The sequence below is a fragment of the Sabulicella glaciei genome, from assembly GCF_026183895.1.
Lineage (GTDB): Bacteria > Pseudomonadota > Alphaproteobacteria > Acetobacterales > Acetobacteraceae > Roseococcus > Roseococcus glaciei.
In genome coordinates this window covers 86,142-104,492 of sequence record NZ_JAPFQI010000002.1, presented here as the reverse complement: position 1 = coordinate 104,492, position 18,351 = coordinate 86,142, and the positions used below count along the sequence as shown (strand labels likewise).

At 67.6% G+C, this 18,351-nt stretch carries 15 protein-coding genes and 1 pseudogene; 4 read left to right on the top strand and 12 right to left on the bottom strand.

Annotated features, from left to right (window positions below; genetic code table 11):
- Positions 1-51: 51 nt before the first annotated feature.
- From OF850_RS05725 to OF850_RS05700, 6 genes are read right to left on the bottom strand one after another with little or no spacing between them, the layout of a single operon-like run.
- On the bottom strand, positions 52-1,191 hold the full coding sequence (locus OF850_RS05725; protein ID WP_301588961.1) for a mandelate racemase/muconate lactonizing enzyme family protein: 1,140 nt from the start codon (positions 1,189-1,191) through the stop codon (positions 52-54).
- The gene (locus tag OF850_RS05720; protein ID WP_301588960.1) at positions 1,188-2,357 is read right to left on the bottom strand and encodes a mandelate racemase/muconate lactonizing enzyme family protein; all 1,170 of its coding nucleotides are present in this window, start codon (positions 2,355-2,357) and stop codon (positions 1,188-1,190) included. The genes OF850_RS05725 and OF850_RS05720 overlap by 4 nt, the downstream gene beginning before the upstream one ends.
- Positions 2,354-3,343, bottom strand: a complete 990-nt coding sequence (locus tag OF850_RS05715; protein ID WP_301588959.1) for a hydroxyacid dehydrogenase — start codon at positions 3,341-3,343, stop codon at positions 2,354-2,356. Before OF850_RS05715 ends, OF850_RS05720 begins: the two co-directional genes overlap by 4 nt.
- Before the next feature lie 2 nt (positions 3,344-3,345).
- On the bottom strand, positions 3,346-4,485 hold the full coding sequence (locus tag OF850_RS05710) for a mandelate racemase/muconate lactonizing enzyme family protein (RefSeq protein ID WP_301588958.1): 1,140 nt from the start codon (positions 4,483-4,485) through the stop codon (positions 3,346-3,348).
- On the bottom strand, positions 4,482-5,234 hold the full coding sequence (locus OF850_RS05705) for a FadR/GntR family transcriptional regulator (protein WP_301588957.1): 753 nt from the start codon (positions 5,232-5,234) through the stop codon (positions 4,482-4,484). Before OF850_RS05705 ends, OF850_RS05710 begins: the two co-directional genes overlap by 4 nt.
- 40 nt (positions 5,235-5,274) lie before the next feature.
- Entirely contained in the window at positions 5,275-5,730 is a 456-nt protein-coding gene (locus tag OF850_RS05700) for a thermonuclease family protein (protein ID WP_301588956.1), read from the bottom strand.
- A gap of 100 nt (positions 5,731-5,830) precedes the next feature.
- Here OF850_RS05700 and OF850_RS05695 point away from each other — a divergent pair, with 100 nt between their 5' ends.
- Together OF850_RS05695 and OF850_RS05690 are read left to right on the top strand one after the other, a co-directional pair.
- A complete protein-coding gene (locus OF850_RS05695; protein WP_301588955.1) occupies positions 5,831-6,778 on the top strand; it encodes a helix-turn-helix domain-containing protein in 948 nt (315 codons plus the stop codon).
- 89 nt (positions 6,779-6,867) lie between these two features.
- Positions 6,868-7,044 carry a hypothetical protein gene (locus OF850_RS05690; RefSeq protein ID WP_301588954.1) on the top strand — a complete coding sequence of 59 codons (177 nt, stop codon included), beginning with the start codon at positions 6,868-6,870 and terminating at the stop codon, positions 7,042-7,044.
- Positions 7,045-7,089: 45 nt separating this feature from the next.
- On the opposite strand, the gene OF850_RS05685 is transcribed toward OF850_RS05690, so the two are convergent.
- The 4 genes from OF850_RS05685 to OF850_RS05670 form a co-directional block, all read right to left on the bottom strand.
- A complete protein-coding gene (locus OF850_RS05685) occupies positions 7,090-8,409 on the bottom strand; it encodes a UDP-glucose dehydrogenase family protein (RefSeq protein WP_301589189.1) in 1,320 nt (439 codons plus the stop codon).
- A 102-nt stretch (positions 8,410-8,511) separates the two neighbouring features.
- Complete coding sequence (locus OF850_RS05680) at positions 8,512-9,855, bottom strand: HlyD family type I secretion periplasmic adaptor subunit (protein WP_301588953.1); 1,344 nt, start codon at positions 9,853-9,855, stop codon at positions 8,512-8,514.
- Complete coding sequence (locus OF850_RS05675; protein ID WP_301588952.1) at positions 9,821-12,022, bottom strand: peptidase domain-containing ABC transporter; 2,202 nt, start codon at positions 12,020-12,022, stop codon at positions 9,821-9,823. The genes OF850_RS05680 and OF850_RS05675 overlap by 35 nt, the downstream gene beginning before the upstream one ends.
- A 132-nt stretch (positions 12,023-12,154) precedes the next feature.
- Positions 12,155-13,579 carry a mannose-1-phosphate guanylyltransferase/mannose-6-phosphate isomerase gene (locus tag OF850_RS05670; protein ID WP_301588951.1) on the bottom strand — a complete coding sequence of 475 codons (1,425 nt, stop codon included), beginning with the start codon at positions 13,577-13,579 and terminating at the stop codon, positions 12,155-12,157.
- 420 nt (positions 13,580-13,999) lie between these two features.
- On the opposite strand from OF850_RS05670, the gene OF850_RS05665 reads away from it, so the two are divergent.
- Positions 14,000-14,989, top strand: coding sequence for a GSCFA domain-containing protein (locus tag OF850_RS05665; protein WP_301588950.1), 990 nt, complete (start codon positions 14,000-14,002; stop codon positions 14,987-14,989).
- Positions 14,990-15,002: 13 nt separating this feature from the next.
- On the opposite strand, the pseudogene OF850_RS05660 reads toward OF850_RS05665, so the two are convergent.
- Positions 15,003-15,468 (bottom strand): annotated as a pseudogene (locus tag OF850_RS05660) (transposase); the annotation flags it as partial.
- A gap of 86 nt (positions 15,469-15,554) precedes the next feature.
- Between OF850_RS05660 and OF850_RS05655 the strand changes: the two are divergent.
- Positions 15,555-16,792 (top strand): IS3 family transposase gene (locus OF850_RS05655; RefSeq protein ID WP_301588949.1). Its coding sequence is split into 2 segments (ribosomal slippage): positions 15,555-15,891 and positions 15,891-16,792, totalling 1,239 coding nucleotides; the frame shifts between segments, so codons are not numbered across the junction.
- 238 nt (positions 16,793-17,030) lie between these two features.
- Here OF850_RS05655 and OF850_RS05645 read toward each other — a convergent pair.
- Positions 17,031-18,263, bottom strand: coding sequence for a polysaccharide pyruvyl transferase family protein (locus OF850_RS05645; protein WP_301588948.1), 1,233 nt, complete (start codon positions 18,261-18,263; stop codon positions 17,031-17,033).
- Positions 18,264-18,351: the final 88 nt, after the last annotated feature.

Sequence of the window (18,351 nt, the reverse complement as noted above, 5' to 3'; positions counted from 1 at the left end):
TCCTTCTGTGGCGCCGCCCGTCTCGCGGGGCGGTCGGTGGTTGAGACGCGTTCACACGTAGCCGGGCCCCTCGATGGCGGGATGGGCGCGCAGCCATTCCTCGTCCACCTCGACGCCGATTCCCGGTGCCTCGTTGGGACGCACCGTCCCGTCGGGGGAAAGCGTCCAGGGCGTGGAGACCAGCGCGTCGCGGAACAGGTTGGAGCGCGACACGTCGGCCTCGAAATAGCCCGGATTGTCCAGGGCGCAGAGGAAATGGATTGTCGCCGCCTGGTTCAGCCCGGTCATGGAGGAGTGCGGGTGGATCGGGATCTTGTACGCGGAGGCCATGGCGGCGATGCGCAGCGCCTCCGTGATGCCGCCGCATTTCGACAGGTCGGGCTGCCAGATGCCCACCGCTCCCCCCTCCAGCAGCGGCGCGAACTCGAAACGGGTGAAGTGGTTCTCCCCCACCGCGAGCGGCGTGCGCCCGTAGGAGCGCGCCTCGCGATAGGCGCGGTGGTCGTGCGGCGGGAAGGGTTCCTCCAGCCAGCCAATGCCGAGCGCGTCCATGGCCGGCATGACGCGGCGCACGTCCTCCAGCCGGTAAGCCGTATTGGCGTCGGTCAGGATGTCCACCTCGTCGCCGAAGGCGGCGCGGATCGCTTCCATGCGCGCGATGTCGAGCGGCACCGTGTCACCCACGCGCAGCTTCACCGCGCGGTAGCCGGCCTCCATGTGCGGCCGTGCCTCGTCCACCAGCTCGGCCGGGGGCTGGTAGCCGAGGGCGACGCCGCCGGCATAGGCGGGCACGGGGCGCGAGGCGCCGCCGAGCAGCCGGTAGAGCGGCATCCTCGCCGCCTTGGCGCGGATGTCCCACAGCGCCATGTCGAGGCCGGACATGGCGAGGGCACAGCCCGCCCCCATGCCGTGGGACGCCAGCTGGCCCTTGTAGATCTTGTGCCAGACGCCGACCGTGTCCGTCGCCTCCATGCCGAGGGCGAGGCGCTTCAGCGTCGTTTCCAGCAGGGCGGCGACGGCGGTGTGGGCGCGGCCGTGATGGCTCTCGCCCCACCCCACGACGCCGTCATCGGTGGTGACCTTCACGACCACCGCGTCCCGCTTCACCGCGCGCCCGACGCCGAGCGCCACCCCACCGCCCGGCGGCACGGGAAAGGAGGTCGGGAAAGCCTCGATATTCGCGATCTTCATGCGCGCACCCCGTATTCGTCGAGGAAGGATTGGCGAACGGTGATGCCCAGGCCTGGCCGGTCCGGGATCTCCACATGGCCATCCACCACGGTGAAATCCTCCTCGATCAGGTCGTGCAGCATCGGGTTGTGGCCCAGCGAGTATTCCAGGATGAAGCCCGAGGTTTGCGACACGGCGAGGTGCAGCCCCGCCGCGAAGGCCGGCGCGCCGGACCAGAGATGCGGCGCGAGGCGGAGATTGTAGGCGGAGGCGATGGCGCCGATCCGCATCCCCTCGGTGAGGCCGCCGGCGATGGCGAGATCGGGCTGCAGCACGTCCGCCCCGCGAAGCTCCGCGATCTCGCGGAAATCATGGCGGGTGAACTCGCTCTCGCCGGTGGAGATCGGCACGGTGGAGCAGGCGCGCACCTCGGCGAGGCCGCGCTTGTCGTCGGCGTTCACCGGCTCCTCGAACCAGAACAGGTCGCAATCCTCGACCATGCGGCAGAAGGCGCGGGCCTCGGCCACGGTCCAGGTGCCGTGCGCGTCGGCCATCAGCTTGATGTCGGGCCCCAGATGCTCGCGCGCCGCGCGGACGCGGGCGGCCGAGCCGGCGGGCGAGCCGTCCATCACGCCGACGCGCATCTTCACCGCCCGGAACCCGGCCTTGTCGCAATAGCCCTGCAGCTGCGGCCCGATATTGGCCGCATCCGCCCAGCCGCCCGAGGCATAGGCCGGCATGCGGTCCGCACGCTTGCCGCCGATGAGCCGCCACACCGGCACGTCGAGCGACTTGCCCAGGATGTCCCACAGCGCGACATCCACACCCGCGATGGCGGAGATGGACAGGCCGCGGCGCCCCACCTGCGGCAGGGCGTGGCCCTTCGCGATCGCGTAGCCCTCGCGCGGGGTGTTGTACATCACGTCCCACAGGCGGGAGATGTCGCGCGGGTCCTGGCCGACGAGCAGCGGCGCGTAGTCCAGGTTGATGATGGCGGCGAGGCCGGCGCAGGCGGCGGCGCTGCCCACGCCCGCCTTCGCCTCGCCCCAGCCGGTGATGCCCTTGTCCGTGTCCACACGGACGATCACGGAATCGAAGGTGGGGACGCGGCCGAAATCGCTGGTGTGCTGGCGCTCATACGGGATGGGCACGCGGCACCAGGTGGCGTGGACTCCGGTGATCTTCATGCGGAAACGCCTTCCAGGCCGAGCGCGGCGCGGCGGGCGCGCGACGCCTCCCAGGCCTCGGGGTTGATGAAGTGCTGCGGGCGGTCGCCGCGCAGGATCTGGATGACCTGCTCCGCCGCGCCGGTGCTCATCCGCACCACCGCCTCCTGCGACAGGCCCGCGACGTGCGGAGTGAGCAGCACGTTGGACAGCGCCATGTAGGGGTGGTCGGGCGCGAGGGGCTGCACGTCGAACACGTCCAGCGCCGCGCCGCCGATGCGACCCCCGCGCAGCGCGTCCACCAGCGCCGCCTCCTCGATCACCGGGCCGCGCGACACGTTGAGGATCCAGGCGTCGCGTTTCATGCGGGCGATGCGCGCGGCATTCGCGAGACCGCGCGTTTCCTCCGTCAGCGGGCAGGCCAGGACGACGAAGTCGCTTTCCGCGAAGAGCGTGTCGAGATCGGCGTACTCCACGCCTTTCGGCAGGGCGTTGCGGTCGCGGCGGTGGCCCAGCACGCGCATGCGGAAGCCGAGCCCCGCGATCTCGGCAAGGCGCGCGCCGATGGCGCCGACGCCGACAATGCCCAGCGTCTTGCCGCGCAGCTCGCGCGCCGCGTCGGAGCGGGCCCGCGCCTTCGCCCAGCCCTCACCCGGCAGGGCGGCGTGCATGGCGCGGGGCGAGCGGCAGATGTCCAGCATCTGCGCCACCGCGAACTCGGCGACCGAATCCGCGTTGGCGCCGGGCACGTTGGCGACGAGGACGCCGTGCGCGGTGCAGTTCCCGACCGGGATCATGTCCACACCAACTCCTTGGCGCACGGCGGCCAGAAGGCGCGGCGAGCGCTCGCACAAATCGGGCGGCAGGTTGCGGCGGACCACCACCGCCTCGGCCCGTGCCAGCAGCGCGTCGAGGCCGTCGGCTCCGGGAAGCTGGACGTCGTGGCCGGCTGCGCGCAGCTTCGCCTCGCCGTCGGGGTGGATGGGGTCGGTGAGGGCGACGAGCATCGTCAGGCGACCTTGTATTGCTGGAGGATGGCGCGATCGACCTCGATGCCGATGCCGGGCGCGTCGCGGACAGGGACGATGCCGTTCGTCTGCACGATGGGTTCCTTCGCCAGGTGGTCGCGCAGCGGGTTGGGCGTCTGCTCGTATTCCAGCATCGGCGGCATGGGGCGGAAGGCGGGCGGCGTGTCGGGCAGCGCCGCCAGGAACTGCACCGTGGCGGCGAGGCCGATGGCGCTGCCCCAGGCGTGCGGCACGCATTCCACGCCGTGCGCCGAGGCCATGGCGGCGATCTTTCGGCATTCGCTGATGCCGCCGGCGGCGCATAAATCGGGCTGGACGATGTCCATCGCCTTCTTCGCGATGATGTCGCGGAAGCCCCAGCGGGTGAAGTCGTTCTCGCCGCCCGCCACCGCCATGTCGAGGGAGCGCGTCACCTCGAGGTAGCCCTCGTGGTCCTCGGGGCTGATCGGCTCCTCGAACCACAGCAGGTCCAGCTCTTCCATCGCGCGGCCGAGGCGGATGGCCTGGGGCACGGTGAAGCAATGGTTGGCGTCCACCGCCAGCTTGATGTCAGGGCCGATCGCCTTGCGCACGGCGGCGACGCGCCGCACGTCCAGCTTGGGGTCGCCGAGGCCGATCTTCATCTTGATGGCGCGGAAGCCCATGGCCGCGTATTTCTCGGCCTCCTCCACCGCTTCCTCGACCAGGCGGTCCATGTCGATGAAGTAGAGGCCGGTGGCGTAGGCCTGGACTTCCTTGCGGTGCGCGCCGCCGAGGAGCTTGTGGATCGGCTTGTTCACCGCGCGGCCCATGATGTCCCACAGCGCGATGTCGATGCCCGAGAGCGCCGTGATGCTGAAGCCCTGCGCGCCGTAATCCTTGATGCGGTTGTAGAGGTCCTCCCACACCACCTCGACGTCGAACGGGTCCTTGCCGATGACGCGCGGCTTGTACTGCGTCTCGATCAGCGCCTTGTTGACGGCGGCCGGGCCGTAGCACTCGCCCCAGCCGGTGATGCCCTCGTCGGTGCTGATCTCCACGACGCAGGAGGAGCGGGTGGAATACACCCAGCCGCGCGCGGAAACGAAAGGCTGCTCCACCTTGCTTTGCAGGATGTGGCAGGTGACATCGGTGACCTTCATTCGCTCTCCCCCGTGGCTCGGCGCCTCAGCAGTTCCATCCAGTAGCTTTCCACCCCGCGCAGGTGACTTCCCATTGCGGCCTCGGCGCGGTCCGGGTCGCGCGCGGCGATGGCGTCGCGCATCGCCGCGTGCTGCGCGTGGGATTGGGCAGCGCGTGTGCCGTCGCGGAAATAGGTCCGGCGGCGCTCGCGCGACATCAGGTAGAAGCTGTTCACCACGCGCAGGAAGACGCGGTTGCCCGTCGCCTCCACGATGGCGAGGTGGAAGGCCGAATCCTCGTCGGCGAGGTTGGTTCCCTCGGCCACGCAGCGCGCGCCCGCTTCCAGCGCGGCATCGAGCCGCGCGAGGTCGGCGTCGGTGCGCCGCGCGGCGGCAAGGCGCATGGCCTGGAGTTCCATGATCCGGCGAAGCTCCACCACCTCGCGCACCTCGTCCTCCGAGAGCGGCACGCCGAGTTCGGCCTGCAGTACCATGGCATCGATCGAGCCCTGGCGGTCCACGGCGCGCAGGAAAATGCCGGAATTGGGCCGGCGCTCAACGATGCGCAGGGTTTCCAGCACCGCCAGTGCCTCGCGCAGCGCGGGGCGTGAGGCGCCGAAACGCGAAGCCAGCTCCCGCTCGGAGGGGAGGCGGTCGCCGGGGGCGAGGCGGTGATGGGCGATGAAGGGCAGCAAGCGGCCGATCAGCCCCTGCGCGCCTTCCGTTTCCTCCCGACCCGTCCCGGCCCGTTCGGGCGCCGGATTGGTCATACCGGATTGGTATGACCAATTTCGCTGGGGCGCAAGCGAATCAACACCAGCCCTGGCGGCGGGTTCGTCCGTCGTAGGGGCGCGCATGGCCCTCACGGATCAGGATGCGGGTCAGGTCGCGCCCCTCGCGGTCAAAAGCGGTGGCGAGGGTGCGGCCATAACGGTCCTCCCCGTCCCGCGCGAGGCGCACGCCGCCCTGCACCAGCGCGGCGAGGCGGTCGCGCGCGGCGCGGGCGCGGCGGCTTTCATCCGCGCAGCGGCCGGACATCTCGGGCGCGTCCAGGCCCAGCAGGCGCACGCGCTCCTCGCCGCAGCGAAGCGTGTCGCCATCCGTCGCGGCGCAGGACAGGAAGGCGCTGTCCGGTGCCGGGCGCTGCGTGGCCAGCCAGGCACCGAGCGCGGAGCCGAGCAGGATCAGCGGGAACAGGAAGCCACGCATCCCGCGCGGCGTCAGGATGCGCAGGAGGCGAAGCCAGGGATCACCGCTCCGGCGCATCGTCCTGTCCTCCTTCGCGGCGAATCCTGGCACCCGCGGAGCGATGCGCAAAGGCCCTGGCTGGACAGCATGGCTCGGCCCTCCTACGCGCAACGCGGCCATGCCTTCCCCACACCCCACGGCACGGGTGCTCGAGATCCGCTCGGAGAATCCCGAGGCCTTCGGCGCGACCTCCAGCACGCGCTTCCCATCGCGGCTGATCCTGCGCGGGCGCGGGCCTTTCGCAGGATGGCGGCGGCGCCTGGTCCTGGACGAGACGCTGGTCCACCTGGGCCGCGTCAACCTGCCCGTCACCTTCCACAACGCCACCGGTCCGCGCGCCACCTTCAGCCTGGCCATCGGGGAGGATCGCGGACCGCGCATCCAGGGCCAAGTTTTCGGGCTGAACACGCTGGTCTGGTGGCGGGCGGAGGCCGAGGTGCACACGCAATGGCCGGCCGGCCAGCCCTGGTGGAATCTGGGCTTTCCCCTGCCCCGACTGCTGGAGGCGGCGCGGCAGCTCCACGGGGTCGAGCTGCCAAAGCCGCGTGCCAGCGCGATGTTCCTGCCCCTTTCCCCGGCGCGATGCGGCGCCCTGCTGAAAGCAGCGGAGGCAGCGCTGAACGCGCCTGGCTGGGTCGGCACCGACCGGCTCGTGGACGGGCTGCTGAATGAGGTTCTCGGTGCCCTGTTCGCTGGGATTCCCGCGGCCGAGACCCCTTCCCCGTCGCTGGCCCGCCGCGCCGCCATCGCCGATGGGCTGGTCGCCATCGCGGAACGGGAAACGGATCACCGCTCCCTGATCGAGGTCTGCGCCGAACTCGGTGTGCCGCTGCGTACGCTCAATGCCTGCGCCAATTCCGTCCTGGGAATGAGCGCAGCGGCCTATCTGCGCGCGCGGCGCCTCGTGCGCGTCCGTGCCGTGCTGGAAGGGGGCGAGGCGGCGAGCGTGACGGAAGCGGCCACGCGCTTCGGCTTCTGGGAACTCGGCCGGTTCAGCGCCGCCTACCGCGCGCAATTCGGCGAAGCGCCGCTCGCCACGCTGCGGCACGGGCGCCGCTCCGCCTGAGTTCCCGTGCCCGTGCCGATTTCGCATATTCCGCCGCTTGCCGGGCGGTTAAGTCCCTCCCCGAATTCGAGCCAGCCGGAGAGGCCGCAATGGGCGAGAAGAGGACCCGAATCGGCGGGACGATGCGGCGCCATCCCATGGACGGGAGCGCGGGTGCGGAGCCTCGCCCGGTCCAGCAGGATTGGCTGACCGACCTGCTGACACGGGTGAAGCTCCCGGCCTGCCTGCTGCTCGGCCTGGGCTTGCTGCTTCTGATGGTGGCTTGATGGCGCCGGCGGCCCGGGCGCAAAGGCCCCGGGCCGCCACTCGTCTCAGGGTCGTCCGACGGAACTGTACTCGAAGCCCGCTTCACGCATCAGCTTGGGCTCGTAGAGGTTGCGGAGGTCCACCAGGACCTTGCCTCGCATCGCCTCGGCGAGGCGCTGTGGCGCCAGGGCCCGGAACTCGTTCCACTCGGTCAGCACGACCAGCGCGTCAGCGTCCTTCGCAGCGTCGAGCGCACCCTTCGCGTAGTGGATGCCCTCGGGAAGGATCTGCCGGGCGTGCGACATCCCCTCCGGGTCGAAGGCGCGGACGGTCGCGCCGGCCTCGATCAACCGCGGCAGGATGTCGAGGGACGGAGCGTCGCGCATGTCGTCCGTCTCGGGCTTGAAGGTCAGGCCCAGCACCGCGACCGTCTTGCCCGCGACGGAACCGCCACAGGCCGCGATCACCCGGTCCGCCATCGCCTTCTTGCGCCGGTCGTTGATGTCGATCGTCGCCTCGACCAGTTGCAGCGGCGCGCCCAGATCCTGGCCGGTGCGGGCGAAGGCCAGCGTGTCCTTGGGAAAGCAGGAGCCACCATAGCCTGGCCCGGCATGGAGGAACTTGCGTCCGATGCGCCCATCCAGCCCGATGCCGCGCGCCACGTCCTGCACATGGGCGCCGGCCTTCTCGCAAAGGTCGGCCACCTCGTTGATGAAGGAGATCTTCATGGCGAGGAATGCGTTGGCGGCGTATTTGATGATCTCGGCGGTTTCGAGCCCCACCACCATCACCGGACGCTCGATCAGGTAGAGCGGGCGGTAGAGGCGGCGCAGCACCTCGGCCGCGCGCTCCCCAGTCTCGCCCTCCTCCACGCCCACCACGACGCGGTCGGGGCGCATGAAGTCGCCGATCGCCGCGCCCTCGCGCAGGAATTCCGGGTTGGATGCGACGGCGATGTCCAGGTCGGGCCGTGCCTCGCGCACCAGCTGCTTGATGCGGCGCCCGGTCCCCACCGGAACGGTGCTCTTGGTGACGAGGACCAGGGGACCCTTGGCGGCGCGGGCCACCTGCTCGGCGGCGGCGAAGACATAGGACAGGTCGGCGTGGCCGTCGCCGCGGCGGGTCGGGGTGCCGACCGCCAGGAACACGGCGTCGACGCCATTCACCGCCGTTGCCAGCTCCGTGGTGAAGCGCAGCCGCTTCTCGCGCGCATTGTCGGCGACCAGCTTGTCGAGGCCGGGCTCATAGATCGGCATCCGCCCGGCCTTGAGCGCCTCGATCTTGGACGCATCGGTGTCCACGAGGCACACCTCGATCCCGAACTCTGCGAAGCACGCCCCCGAGACGAGGCCCACATAGCCCGCCCCAATCACCGCAATCTGCATTTTCACCCGGCTCCCGGTTCCTTGGCAGGAACCTTCCCATAACGGGCTCCCGCCGAGGCACAAACACACCCGGGCAAGGTTCGTTGCCCGGGTGGGGATGTTTTAAGGCTCGCGCATGCCTTGGACGAGGGTCGGAAGGGCGCGCTCGAAGAAATAACGCAGGATGGTGCGCTGCCCGACCACGATGTCGGCCTGCAGCGGCATACCCGGCAGGAGGCGGAAATCGGCTGGCAGGTTGCGCAGCTGCAACTCGTCGATGGACAGGCGGGCGCGGTAGAAGTGCGGCGCGTTGGCGGCCTGGGTGGGCTGGGTCGTGTCCTGGGCGATGTTCAGGACGCGGCCGCGGCCAAGGCCATGCCGGATGAAGGGAAAGCTTTCAAACTTTAGCGCCGCGCGGTCGCCAATGGCGACATGGCCCATGTCGCGCGGCTCCACCGCCACCTCGACCTCGAGCTTGGCGTCGAGGGGGACCATGGTCACCAGCATCTCGCCCGCGCTGAGCACGGCGCCGACCGAGCTCTTGCCGATCTCCAGCACCACGCCGTCGCGCGGGGCGCGCATCTCCACCAGCTCATGGCGAAGCTCCGTCTTGGTCAGCGACTCGTGCACATCGGCCAGTTCGCGTCGCTTCTGCGCGAGGTCGAGCGAGACCTGGGTCCGCCAGTTGCCCTGGAAGGCGGACAGGTCTGCCGTGGCGGCCGCAAGCTCCGCCGTGGCGGTGCGCAGCATCCCCTCCGAGGCGGCGATGTTGCGCTGGATCTCCAGGCGGCTGTCCACGGCGATCAGCGCATTGAGCCGCGATCCGACCTGCTGCCGCTCCAGGTCACGGCGCATGGTCTCGATCTGGCTCGCGATCTGCAGGCGCTGGTTCAGCTGACCGATCTCCGCCCGGATGCGGGTGATCGATTCCCGCAGCCCGCCCGCGCGCTGGCGCAGGCTTTCGGTCCGGAAGTCGCGCTCCGCCTGGCGCTGGGCGAAGATCGCCGCCTGCAGCGCCATGGCCGGTCCGCTGCCGGGCTGGAAGGGCAGGTCCGCCGCCTCCGCCTCCAGCCGCGCCACCTCGGCCGCCAGGGTCGCTTCCTGCGACCGCAGCGAGGCAAGGTCCGCGCCGACAAAGGTCGGGTCGAGCCGGGCGATCACGTCGCCCTGGCGGACCACCTGGTTCACCTGCACGTTGAAGGAGCGCAGGATCGACGCCTCCAGCGGCTGCACGAGGAGGGTCGGCACGGTGGGGACCAAGCGCCCGCTGGTCGTCACCACCCGGTCCATCGGCATCAGCGCGAAGACCGCGCCGATCGCGCAGAACAGCCCGAACAGCACCAGGATGACCGACCGGGCGAAGGGCGCGGGACGTCGCGCCACCTCCGCCGCGGTGGGGGAGACGAACTCCAGCGTGGAAAGGCGAGGTTCCTCAGCCCGCGGCGGCCGAGACGCGATCTGATTCATGGATCATCCTTCCGGCATCCCGGTTCTGCTGCATCCACAGCTGCCGGTAGAGGGCGTTGTTCCGCAGGAGTTCGGGGTGGGTGCCGTTGCCCACAACCTCGCCCGCGTCGAGCACGAGGATCTGGTCCGCATCCACCAGGGAGGACAGGCGGTGGCTGACCAGGATGATGGTGCGGCCGCGCCCGATGCGCCGCAGGTTGGCGTTCACGATCGCCTCGCTCTCCGGGTCGAGGGCGGAGGTTGCCTCGTCGAAGATTAGGATGGGCGGGTCGGTCACCAGGGCGCGGGCAATGGCGAGGCGCTGCTTCTGTCCACCCGACAGGTTGGGCGAGCCCTCCTCGATGAAAGTCTCATAGGAGCGAGGGAAGCGCTCGATGAACTCCTCCGCGCCGGCAAGGCGGCAGGCCTGGATGACCTTGTCGAAGGAGATGCCCGGGCGGCCGGCGATGATGTTCTCGCGGATCGTCCCGCGGAACATGAAGTTCTCCTGCAGCACGACGCCGAGGTTCCGGCGCAGGTGGGGAAGGTCCATCTCCCGCATCTCGACGCCGTCCAGCTTGATCAGGCCGCTATAGCCGGCGTTCAGCGCCTGAATCAGCCGCGTTACGGTGCTCTTGCCGGAGCCACTGCGGCCGACCAGTCCGATCACGCTGCCGGTGGGCACGTCGAAGCTCACGTTGCGCAGGACCGGGTCGGCTGCGCCGGGATAGGTGAAGGTGACGTTGCTGAAGGAAACGTGGCCCTTGATCTCGGGCCGCACGCCGACAGCATGGGGCGCGCGCTCGGGTGGGTGGTTGAGCACCATCATCGACTCCCCCACCGCGAGGCGGACCTGCTCCACGGCGTGGAGGAGTTGGGCGAGCGAGACGAGCGGCTGCGCCGCGCGCATTGCAAGCATGGTGAAGGCGAAGACCGCACCAACGCTCGCGGTGGAGCTCTCGGTCAGGATGATCAGCGCGCCGAGCATCATCGAGCCGGCCTGGAACAGGCGCTCAAACGGCGTGGAGACCGTCTCCAGCCGGTTGCTGTGGACCTGCAGCTCGAACTGCGCCCTCAGCGAGGCGGCGACGTTACGGTTCCAGGCCTCGCTCCGCTGGGCCTCGATGCCCAGGGCCTTCACCGTCCGCATGCCCTGCACCGTCTCGACCATCGCCACCACCTTGGCGCGGTCCGCCTCGATCACCTTGCCCGTGGCGCGGCGGATCGCCGGGCGGAAGGCCAGGATCAGCAGCACCAGCACCGCGGCGAGGCCGAGGATGAACCAGGTCAGTATCGGTGAGATCAGGAACAGCACCGGGATGACGACCAGCAGGGTGACGACGTCCAGGAAGGTGCGAAACAGGGGCCCGGTGATGAAGTCACGGATCTTGTAGATCTGGAACAGGCGGGACTGGATCTCGCCCGCCGGGGTCTTCTCGAAGAAGTCGAGCGGCAGGCGCAGCAGGCGCTGCATGGCCAAGAGGCTCATCCGCCCCTCGACCCGCCGCGCCAGCACCGCCGCGAGGTGCCGCCGCGCCCAGCCCAGCGCCGTCTCGAACAGGATGATCACGCCCATCAGAAGGGCGAAGAGCGTCAGCGTCGCGTGGGATTGGTAGAGCAGCACGCGATCGGCAATCGCCATGAAGATCAGGGCCGGAGCGAGGGCCAGGACGGACAGGACGACCGAGGCCAGGCCCATATCGCGCAGGATGGACTTGTCGCCGCCGAGCGTCCGGGCGACCCAGCGCAGGCCGAAAACTTCCTCCCCGGCGTCGCCCAGGGCGCCGGATCGGACCACGATGCCGCTGCGCAGCCACAGTCGGTCGAGGCGCTGCCGGTCCACCACCGCCGGGGCCGCGGTGAGGTCGAGCGGGTTGCGGAGCGAGACGGTGCTGCGGTCGGCGCTCGCCCCGTCCAGCAGGGCGGCGCCGCCATCCCGCAGAAGGATCATGGTGGGCGTCCCGGCCTCGGCGAGGCCGAGCAGGTCGCCCCAGCCGAGCGCCATGGCCTTGGCGGCGATGCCGCGATCGGCCGCGCAACTCACCAGCGCATGCGGCTCCACCTCGGGCGTCGCCGATAGGATGGCCAGCACACGCTGGTCCAGGTCGAGGCCGACACGGGCGGCGAGCGCCTGCAAGGCGGCGGGGCGCGCGGTGAGCGGCGTCGGTGACGCCTCGGTATCTGACATATTGTGCAAGAGCGGCTGGCCCCCGTCCGGTCGCCGCGTGCTTAGCACACGCGGCATGTATCGGAGAAACCTAGGGTTTCTCCCTATCCCGTATTGGGTAAGCTTGCCGCCCCTGCGAGGAGGCGGCCCGCCTCACTCCCGCCCGTAGCGGTCTTCCAGGCGGACGATGTCGTCCTCGCCCAGGTAGGAGCCGACCTGGACCTCGATCAGCACCAGCGGGATCTTGCCGGGGTTCTCCAGACGGTGCACGGCGCCGAGCGGCAGGTAGACGCTCTCGTTTTCGCTCCGCAGCAGGTCCTCGCCGTCACGCTCCACCCGCGCGGTGCCGTGCACCACCACCCAATGCTCCGCCCGGTGATGGTGCTTCTGCAAGGAAAGCTTGCCGCCGGGACGGACGACGATCTGCTTCACCTGGAAGCGGTCGCCCTGGATCATCCCCTCGTAATGGCCCCAGGGACGGTACATGCGGCGGTGCTCGGTGGCCTGCTTCACCCCCTTGGCGCGCAGGAGGTCCACGACGCGCTTCACGTCCTGCGACCGCTCGCGCGGCAGGGCCAGGACCGCATCGGGCGTGACCACCAGCGCCACGTCCTTCAGGCCGATCGCCGCGGTCAGGATGCCGTCCGAGCGGATCAGGCAGCCTTCGCAATCCAGCGCCTCCACCGCGCCCTGCAGTGCATTGCTCGAGGAGTCGCGCGGCGACACCTGCCACAGCGCGTCCCAGCTTCCTACGTCGGACCAGCCGATCTCGGCCAAGACGACCGCGGCCTTGGCGGTGCGCTCCATCACCGCGTAGTCGATGGAGATGGAGGGCGCCTCGCGGAACTCGGCGGCGCCCAGGCGGATGAAGTCCAGGTCGCGCGCGGCGGCGGAGATGGCGCCCCGCGCGGCTTCCAGCACCTTCGGTTCGTGGGCCTGAAGTTCCTCGATCAGCGTGCGGGCGGTGGCGACGAACATGCCACTGTTCCAGGAATGGCGCCCGCTCGAAGCCAGCTCCCGCGCGCTGGCGAGGTCGGGCTTCTCGATGAAGCGCCGCACCGCCAGCACGCCGGGAAGCCCGGGCAGCGCCTCGCCATGTTCGATGTAGCCATAGCCGGTCTCGGGCGCGGTGGGGCCCATGCCGAAGGTGACGACGAAGCCCTCGCGCGCCGCCTTGGCGGCTTGGCTGAGCGCGGCGTGCAGCGCCGGCACGTCGGACACCGCGGCATCGGCGGCCATGATCCACAGCACGGCGTCGGGCGACTGCTCGGCCAGGAAGAGCGCGGCGGCGGCGATCGCGGGAGCGCTGTTGCGCGCCTCCGGTTCCAGCAGGATGCGGGCGCCGCCGATGCCGCCTTCGCGCATCTGCTCGGCGACCTGGAAGCGGTGCACTTCCCCTGCCACCAGCAGGGGCGCCGCGAAGCTGGGGCCCGAGGCGCGGCGCGCCGTTTCCAGCAGCATCGAGTCGCCGCCGAGCAGCGGCCAGAACTGCTTGGGCAGAGATTCCCGTGACATGGGCCACAGGCGCGAGCCGGTGCCACCGCAGAGGATCACAGGGGTCAGAGAATCGTTGGCCATGCTGAGCAATGCCCTCCCGGGCAAGGCCATAAGCGCGTTCGCCGGCGCTGTCATCGGGTCATTGGATGACCGGCGCGTCCTGTTCCGACCCGACTGTCCCCCATCACCTACGGCGAAGGCCGGAAGATCCGCAGGCGGTCGAGGATTGGCAACGCGCCATGCCGACGGCTCGGGAAGCGATGCCTGACCGAGGCTCAAAGGAGTGGAACAACCAATGGCTCGCCCCCATGGCTCGCGGCGGATTGCATCCAAACGCGCTTTGACATCGGAGCAAAAGCTTAGCGGAGATGCAACGCTCTACGTACCACTGCGGAGACCTCTTGTTTGACTTCGAGTTGCTGCCATCATCGCGGTGCTGAAGTGGCGCACCCATTCATCATGGACGCCAAAAAAGTAGGCGCAGAGAACGGAGTGGCATACGTGTTTGAAGTCAGCGGATCTGAGGCTCTAGCTATTGCCAACAAGAATCCAACTCGAGCATGGAATGCAAAGAAGTTCAATGATGGCTTCTTCGAGATAAATCACATTTCAAAATTCAAGATACTACCAGATGAACCAATTTTTACAATGGGCTCCTGTTTCGCCCGCGAGGTTGAGAATAATCTCACCAAGCTCAAATATTCTCTCGTGACGCAGGACTATGGAATCGAGCCTGAATTTTACGACACATGGAACGAAGAGAAAGGTACTGGCGGAGGTGTAATGCGTGGCAAACTCAGCCGCGGCGCTTTCAACAAATATACTGTTGCCTCAATGACCAATGAGATCCGTCGCGTGCTATTGAATGAGCAGTATGAGAACAACGGCCTCATCGAGGTGCAGCCGGGCCAATGGTTCGATCCCCATGCTTCTGGACTGAAGGCTGGGCCATTTGAAGTCGTCAGCGGATTGCGAGACCGGATCGCCAGTGGCATCGCGCAGATCCGCAAGGCCAAAGTGATTTTCCTCACGCTCGGCCTAGTCGAGGGTTGGGTGGATGCGATGACCGGCCTATCGTTGGTGCGTCCCCCCACCGGCCGCGCACTCGTTCGGCTAGCCGACCGCTTCAAGTTGGTTCGACCAAGCTATACGGAGGCGCTTGCAGACCTGGAAGAAAACATTGCCCTGATTCGCGAACACTGTGACCCAGGGATGCGCTTCGTGATCACAGTAAGTCCGGTGCCCTTCCACGCTACCTTCCGCCCCCTCGATGTAGTTACGGCGAATACTCTATCTAAATCCCTACTTCGCACGCTTGCCGATGAAATTTCTGAAAAATATGATTATGTTGACTACTTTCCAAGTTATGAATTGGTCACGAATAGCCCGAGAAATATTGCTTGGAAGGACGATATGCTTCACGTGGAAAGAAATATGGTTTCTCACGTGATGAAGACGTTCAGCGCTGCATACATGGAAAATATTGAGTAAACAAAAGCCCGCTTCATGATGATGAAGCCAAGCGCCTAAGCAGGACGGTGGCTGCGGCGAGGACAAAGAAGGCGATGGCGGAGTTGGGCGTGGCTTCGTGGTCGCGTGCGAGACAGCGGCATCATGGGAGCCAGGCAAAGGTCCGCTCAATCACGCAGCGCCGAGGCTGCACAGCGAAGCCGCGCTGGCCCGGCTTCGGGCCGACGATTTCGACGCAGACCGTGGTGGCATCAGTGGCGCGCGCCCCGGCATAGGCACGATCCGCATAGCAGAGCGCGTCGAAGGGCCAGGGGCGGCACGAGTTCTGCAAGAGCGCGATCGCGCCGTTGGCTGTCGTGCAGGTTGGCTGGCGGGATGGCGGCCAGCCGTAATCGTCCGTCGGTGTCCACGAGCGCGTGGCGCTTGCGTCCGACCACGCGCTTGGAGACGTCGTAGCCCCCGTCGCCCGACAATGCCGGTGCCGCCCGAGCGCGCCGCCTGCGCATCCATCACCGTGGCGGTCGGTGAAGCGGCCCCCATTTCGACCGGACACCCGACGTAGCCCGGAGGGCCTAGGCGCACGCCTATGTCGAAGCCCATCGAACGCGTCGAAATCATCACCAGCCGTGAGCGCCGCCGACGCTATGCTGCCGAGGAAAAGGTCCGGCTGGTGGAGGAGACCGCCCGGCCTGGCATGACGGTCTCGGCCGTCGCCCGGCTCTACGGCGTCTCCCCCAGCCTCTTGTTCGGATGGAGGCGGCGCATGGCCGAAGGTGGTCTCGAAGCGGTCCGGGCTGACGAGGAGGTGGTTGCCGCCAGCCGCCTCCGTGAGCTGGAGGCCAAGGTGCGCGAGCTGGAGCGCTTGCTCGGCCGCAAGACCATGGAAGCCGAGATCCTCCGCGAGGCCCTCGAGCAAGCTCGCCTAAAAAAACACGCCTTGCGCTTGCCGTCGCCGCCACCGGGCGGTTCGCGGTGAAGACCGTGGCCGACACGCTCGGCGTGGCCAGGTCGAACCTGGCTGTTCAGCTTCGCCGCCCGGAGCGCCGACGCCGCGGGCCGTATCGCCGCGGAGGCGATGAGGACCTCACGTCCGAGATCCGGACCATCACCGATGAGCGGCCGACCTATGGCTATCGCCGCGTCACGGCCTTGCTGAACCGCGCCAGACGGAGCGCTGGCGAGCCGCCAGTGAACCGAAAGCGGGTGCTGCGCCTCATGCGTCTGGCCGGCCTCACGCTGCAGGCCTGCACGGCGCGCCGCATCGGCCGCGTCCACGAAGGTACGGTGGTCGCGCCTGCCTCGAACCAGCGCTGGTCCTCGGACGGTCTGGAGATCCCGTGCTGGAATGGCGAGGTGGTCCATGTCGCCTTTGCCATCGACACCCACGACCGCGAGATCATCTCCTGGGTGGCCACAGCCGGCAGCGGCATCTCGGGTGAGATGGTGCGCGACATGATGCTCGACTGCGTCGAGCGGCGGTTCGAGGCCATCCGCGCCCCGCACCCTGTCCAGTGGCTGGCCGACAACGGCTCGCCCTACACCGCGGGCGAGACCATCGATTTCGCCCCGGTCCTCGGTCTGGTTGCCTGTTTCACGCCGGTTCGCAGTCCAGAGAGAAACGGTGTTTGCGAGGCCTTCGTGAAGACGCTGAAGCGCGATTACGTGCGGGTAAACCCGTGCCCCGACGCGCCCTCAGTGCTTGGGCAGCTCCCGGCCTGGTTCGACGATTACAAGTCCGTCCATCCTCACAGCGGCTTGCAGATGCGCTCGCTGCATGAGTTCATTGCTCAGCAGTCAGCCACCCAAGCCGAGTGTCCGGTTTGATGGGGTGCACTCCAGTCGGCGAGGCGCCGCGCCCGGCCCGCTCACGGTCGGCCACCGTCAGCGCGTGGGCCATGCGCTCGAAGCCGCCGCTGCGGGCCAAGCTTAGGGATCAGCGCAGCGTTGTCTGCCAGGGCGGGAAGTCGTGCGGCAGGGGCCGCCAGGCGCAGCCGGTCCGCCTCACGGTGGTCTCATTCACCCAGAGATCTCCCCGCCGCACAGCACTGGCCACCTTCTGAGCTTAGGAAGATTCTGCAATTTTCTGAAGATAGGGGGCCGGCTTCAGCATATTGTTCTCTAGGAACTGCACATAGTGCTTAGCTGCGGTTGCACGGTGAGCGTCGTAAGTTGACGGGTCAAAGCGGATCACCTTTTTGAGACTGCTCCGCGTGATAGGTGCAGTCAGTTCCGAGGATGAGATGTGCGGCACCGAGGTGTTCTCGCACAGTTCGCGGGTGCGAGAGTCGATGGTGATCGTCAGCCCCATGCGCTCCGCCTGCAGGGCCAGAGCGACGCCGTGATACCGTGAGCCGATCGTCAGGTCGTGGCGACGCAGCGTGTCCATCCAGCTCGGCACATCATAGAAGGAGCGCGCATAAGTGCGGCACCAGACCTTGAACTCTTCGAGGGAGTAATGCGGAACCGTATGGAGGCGGATGTTCGTGAGCGTCTTCTCCTCGATCGAGTCGAACTCCCCACGGGATATCTTGATCATGTCTCCCATAGACTGCACGACATACTGACCTGGGACCAATGGATCCATCATCATGCCGATGAGCTGGTGCTCAATCTCGCGGGTTTTGACCCAGGACTCATGACCTCCCGCTACGGTGATGGACCGCGGGAGGGGATTCTTTGTCCAGTTCTCGTAGATCTTCTGGCCAAGCTTCACGTCTTGGTTGGTGAAGTAGGAGGGGCAACCGCCCGGCAACGAACCCTGGACGCCCAACTTGTCCAGCTGGCTCGTGGTGTAAGCGCCCCGGGTGTAGATGTTGGGCAAGGACGACACGGAAAGCCGTGCGATGACCTGCGCCCATCGAAGAGTGCCGGGTGAAGTGACAACATCCTTCGTGTAGTCTTCCGCCTGAGCACCCAAGCCAATCGCGACGACAGGCAAACCAGCATCGGACAGCCTGTCCGCAAAATCGCCAAGCTCGGTATGCCTACCAAGCTGATTGGCGCAGGGAATCACGACAATGTCGGCACTTTCTTTCAACTTCGCAGCGGAAACATGCCAAGGGAACAACTGCACAGGATTGGTGATCTGGCTTGCGATGGCATACACGAATGCCAAGTTGCCAGTGTTGTGCCCAACAGCTTTATAGAGCTCCCCAAACTCCGAATTCGAATACAAACCTAAATTGAGCGTCTTCCATAGGAGCGCAACACGGGGCACTGAACGTGGCATCTTGGGAAGCGTCTTCGACTCATCCTTTGAAGACTGCTCGGTTTTTTCCATCACGTCAGCGCACATCGGCGACGACTCCTGCCTGAGATTTAACGCGAACAATTCGATGTATTCAGGAAGAATTTTTTTTGCTTTTCACGTCCTCGGCACGGAG

Bases quoted from the DNA above. Each gene is read 5' to 3' on its own strand.
- OF850_RS05685 (WP_301589189.1), bottom strand. From the start codon at position 8,409: ATGCAGATTGCGGTGATTGGGGCGGGCTATGTGGGCCTCGTCTCGGGG.
- OF850_RS05720 (WP_301588960.1), bottom strand. From the start codon at position 2,357: ATGAAGATCACCGGAGTCCACGCCACCTGGTGCCGCGTGCCCATCCCG.
- OF850_RS05645 (WP_301588948.1), bottom strand. From the start codon at position 18,263: ATGTGCGCTGACGTGATGGAAAAAACCGAGCAGTCTTCAAAGGATGAG.
- OF850_RS05725 (WP_301588961.1), bottom strand. From the start codon at position 1,191: ATGAAGATCGCGAATATCGAGGCTTTCCCGACCTCCTTTCCCGTGCCG.
- OF850_RS05670 (WP_301588951.1), bottom strand. From the start codon at position 13,579: ATGGCCAACGATTCTCTGACCCCTGTGATCCTCTGCGGTGGCACCGGC.
- OF850_RS05710 (WP_301588958.1), bottom strand. From the start codon at position 4,485: ATGAAGGTCACCGATGTCACCTGCCACATCCTGCAAAGCAAGGTGGAG.
- OF850_RS05690 (WP_301588954.1), top strand. From the start codon at position 6,868: ATGGGCGAGAAGAGGACCCGAATCGGCGGGACGATGCGGCGCCATCCC.
- OF850_RS05695 (WP_301588955.1), top strand. From the start codon at position 5,831: ATGCCTTCCCCACACCCCACGGCACGGGTGCTCGAGATCCGCTCGGAG.
- OF850_RS05675 (WP_301588952.1), bottom strand. From the start codon at position 12,022: ATGTCAGATACCGAGGCGTCACCGACGCCGCTCACCGCGCGCCCCGCC.
- OF850_RS05705 (WP_301588957.1), bottom strand. From the start codon at position 5,234: ATGACCAATCCGGCGCCCGAACGGGCCGGGACGGGTCGGGAGGAAACG.
- OF850_RS05715 (WP_301588959.1), bottom strand. From the start codon at position 3,343: ATGCTCGTCGCCCTCACCGACCCCATCCACCCCGACGGCGAGGCGAAG.
- OF850_RS05680 (WP_301588953.1), bottom strand. From the start codon at position 9,855: ATGAATCAGATCGCGTCTCGGCCGCCGCGGGCTGAGGAACCTCGCCTT.
- OF850_RS05700 (WP_301588956.1), bottom strand. From the start codon at position 5,730: ATGCGCCGGAGCGGTGATCCCTGGCTTCGCCTCCTGCGCATCCTGACG.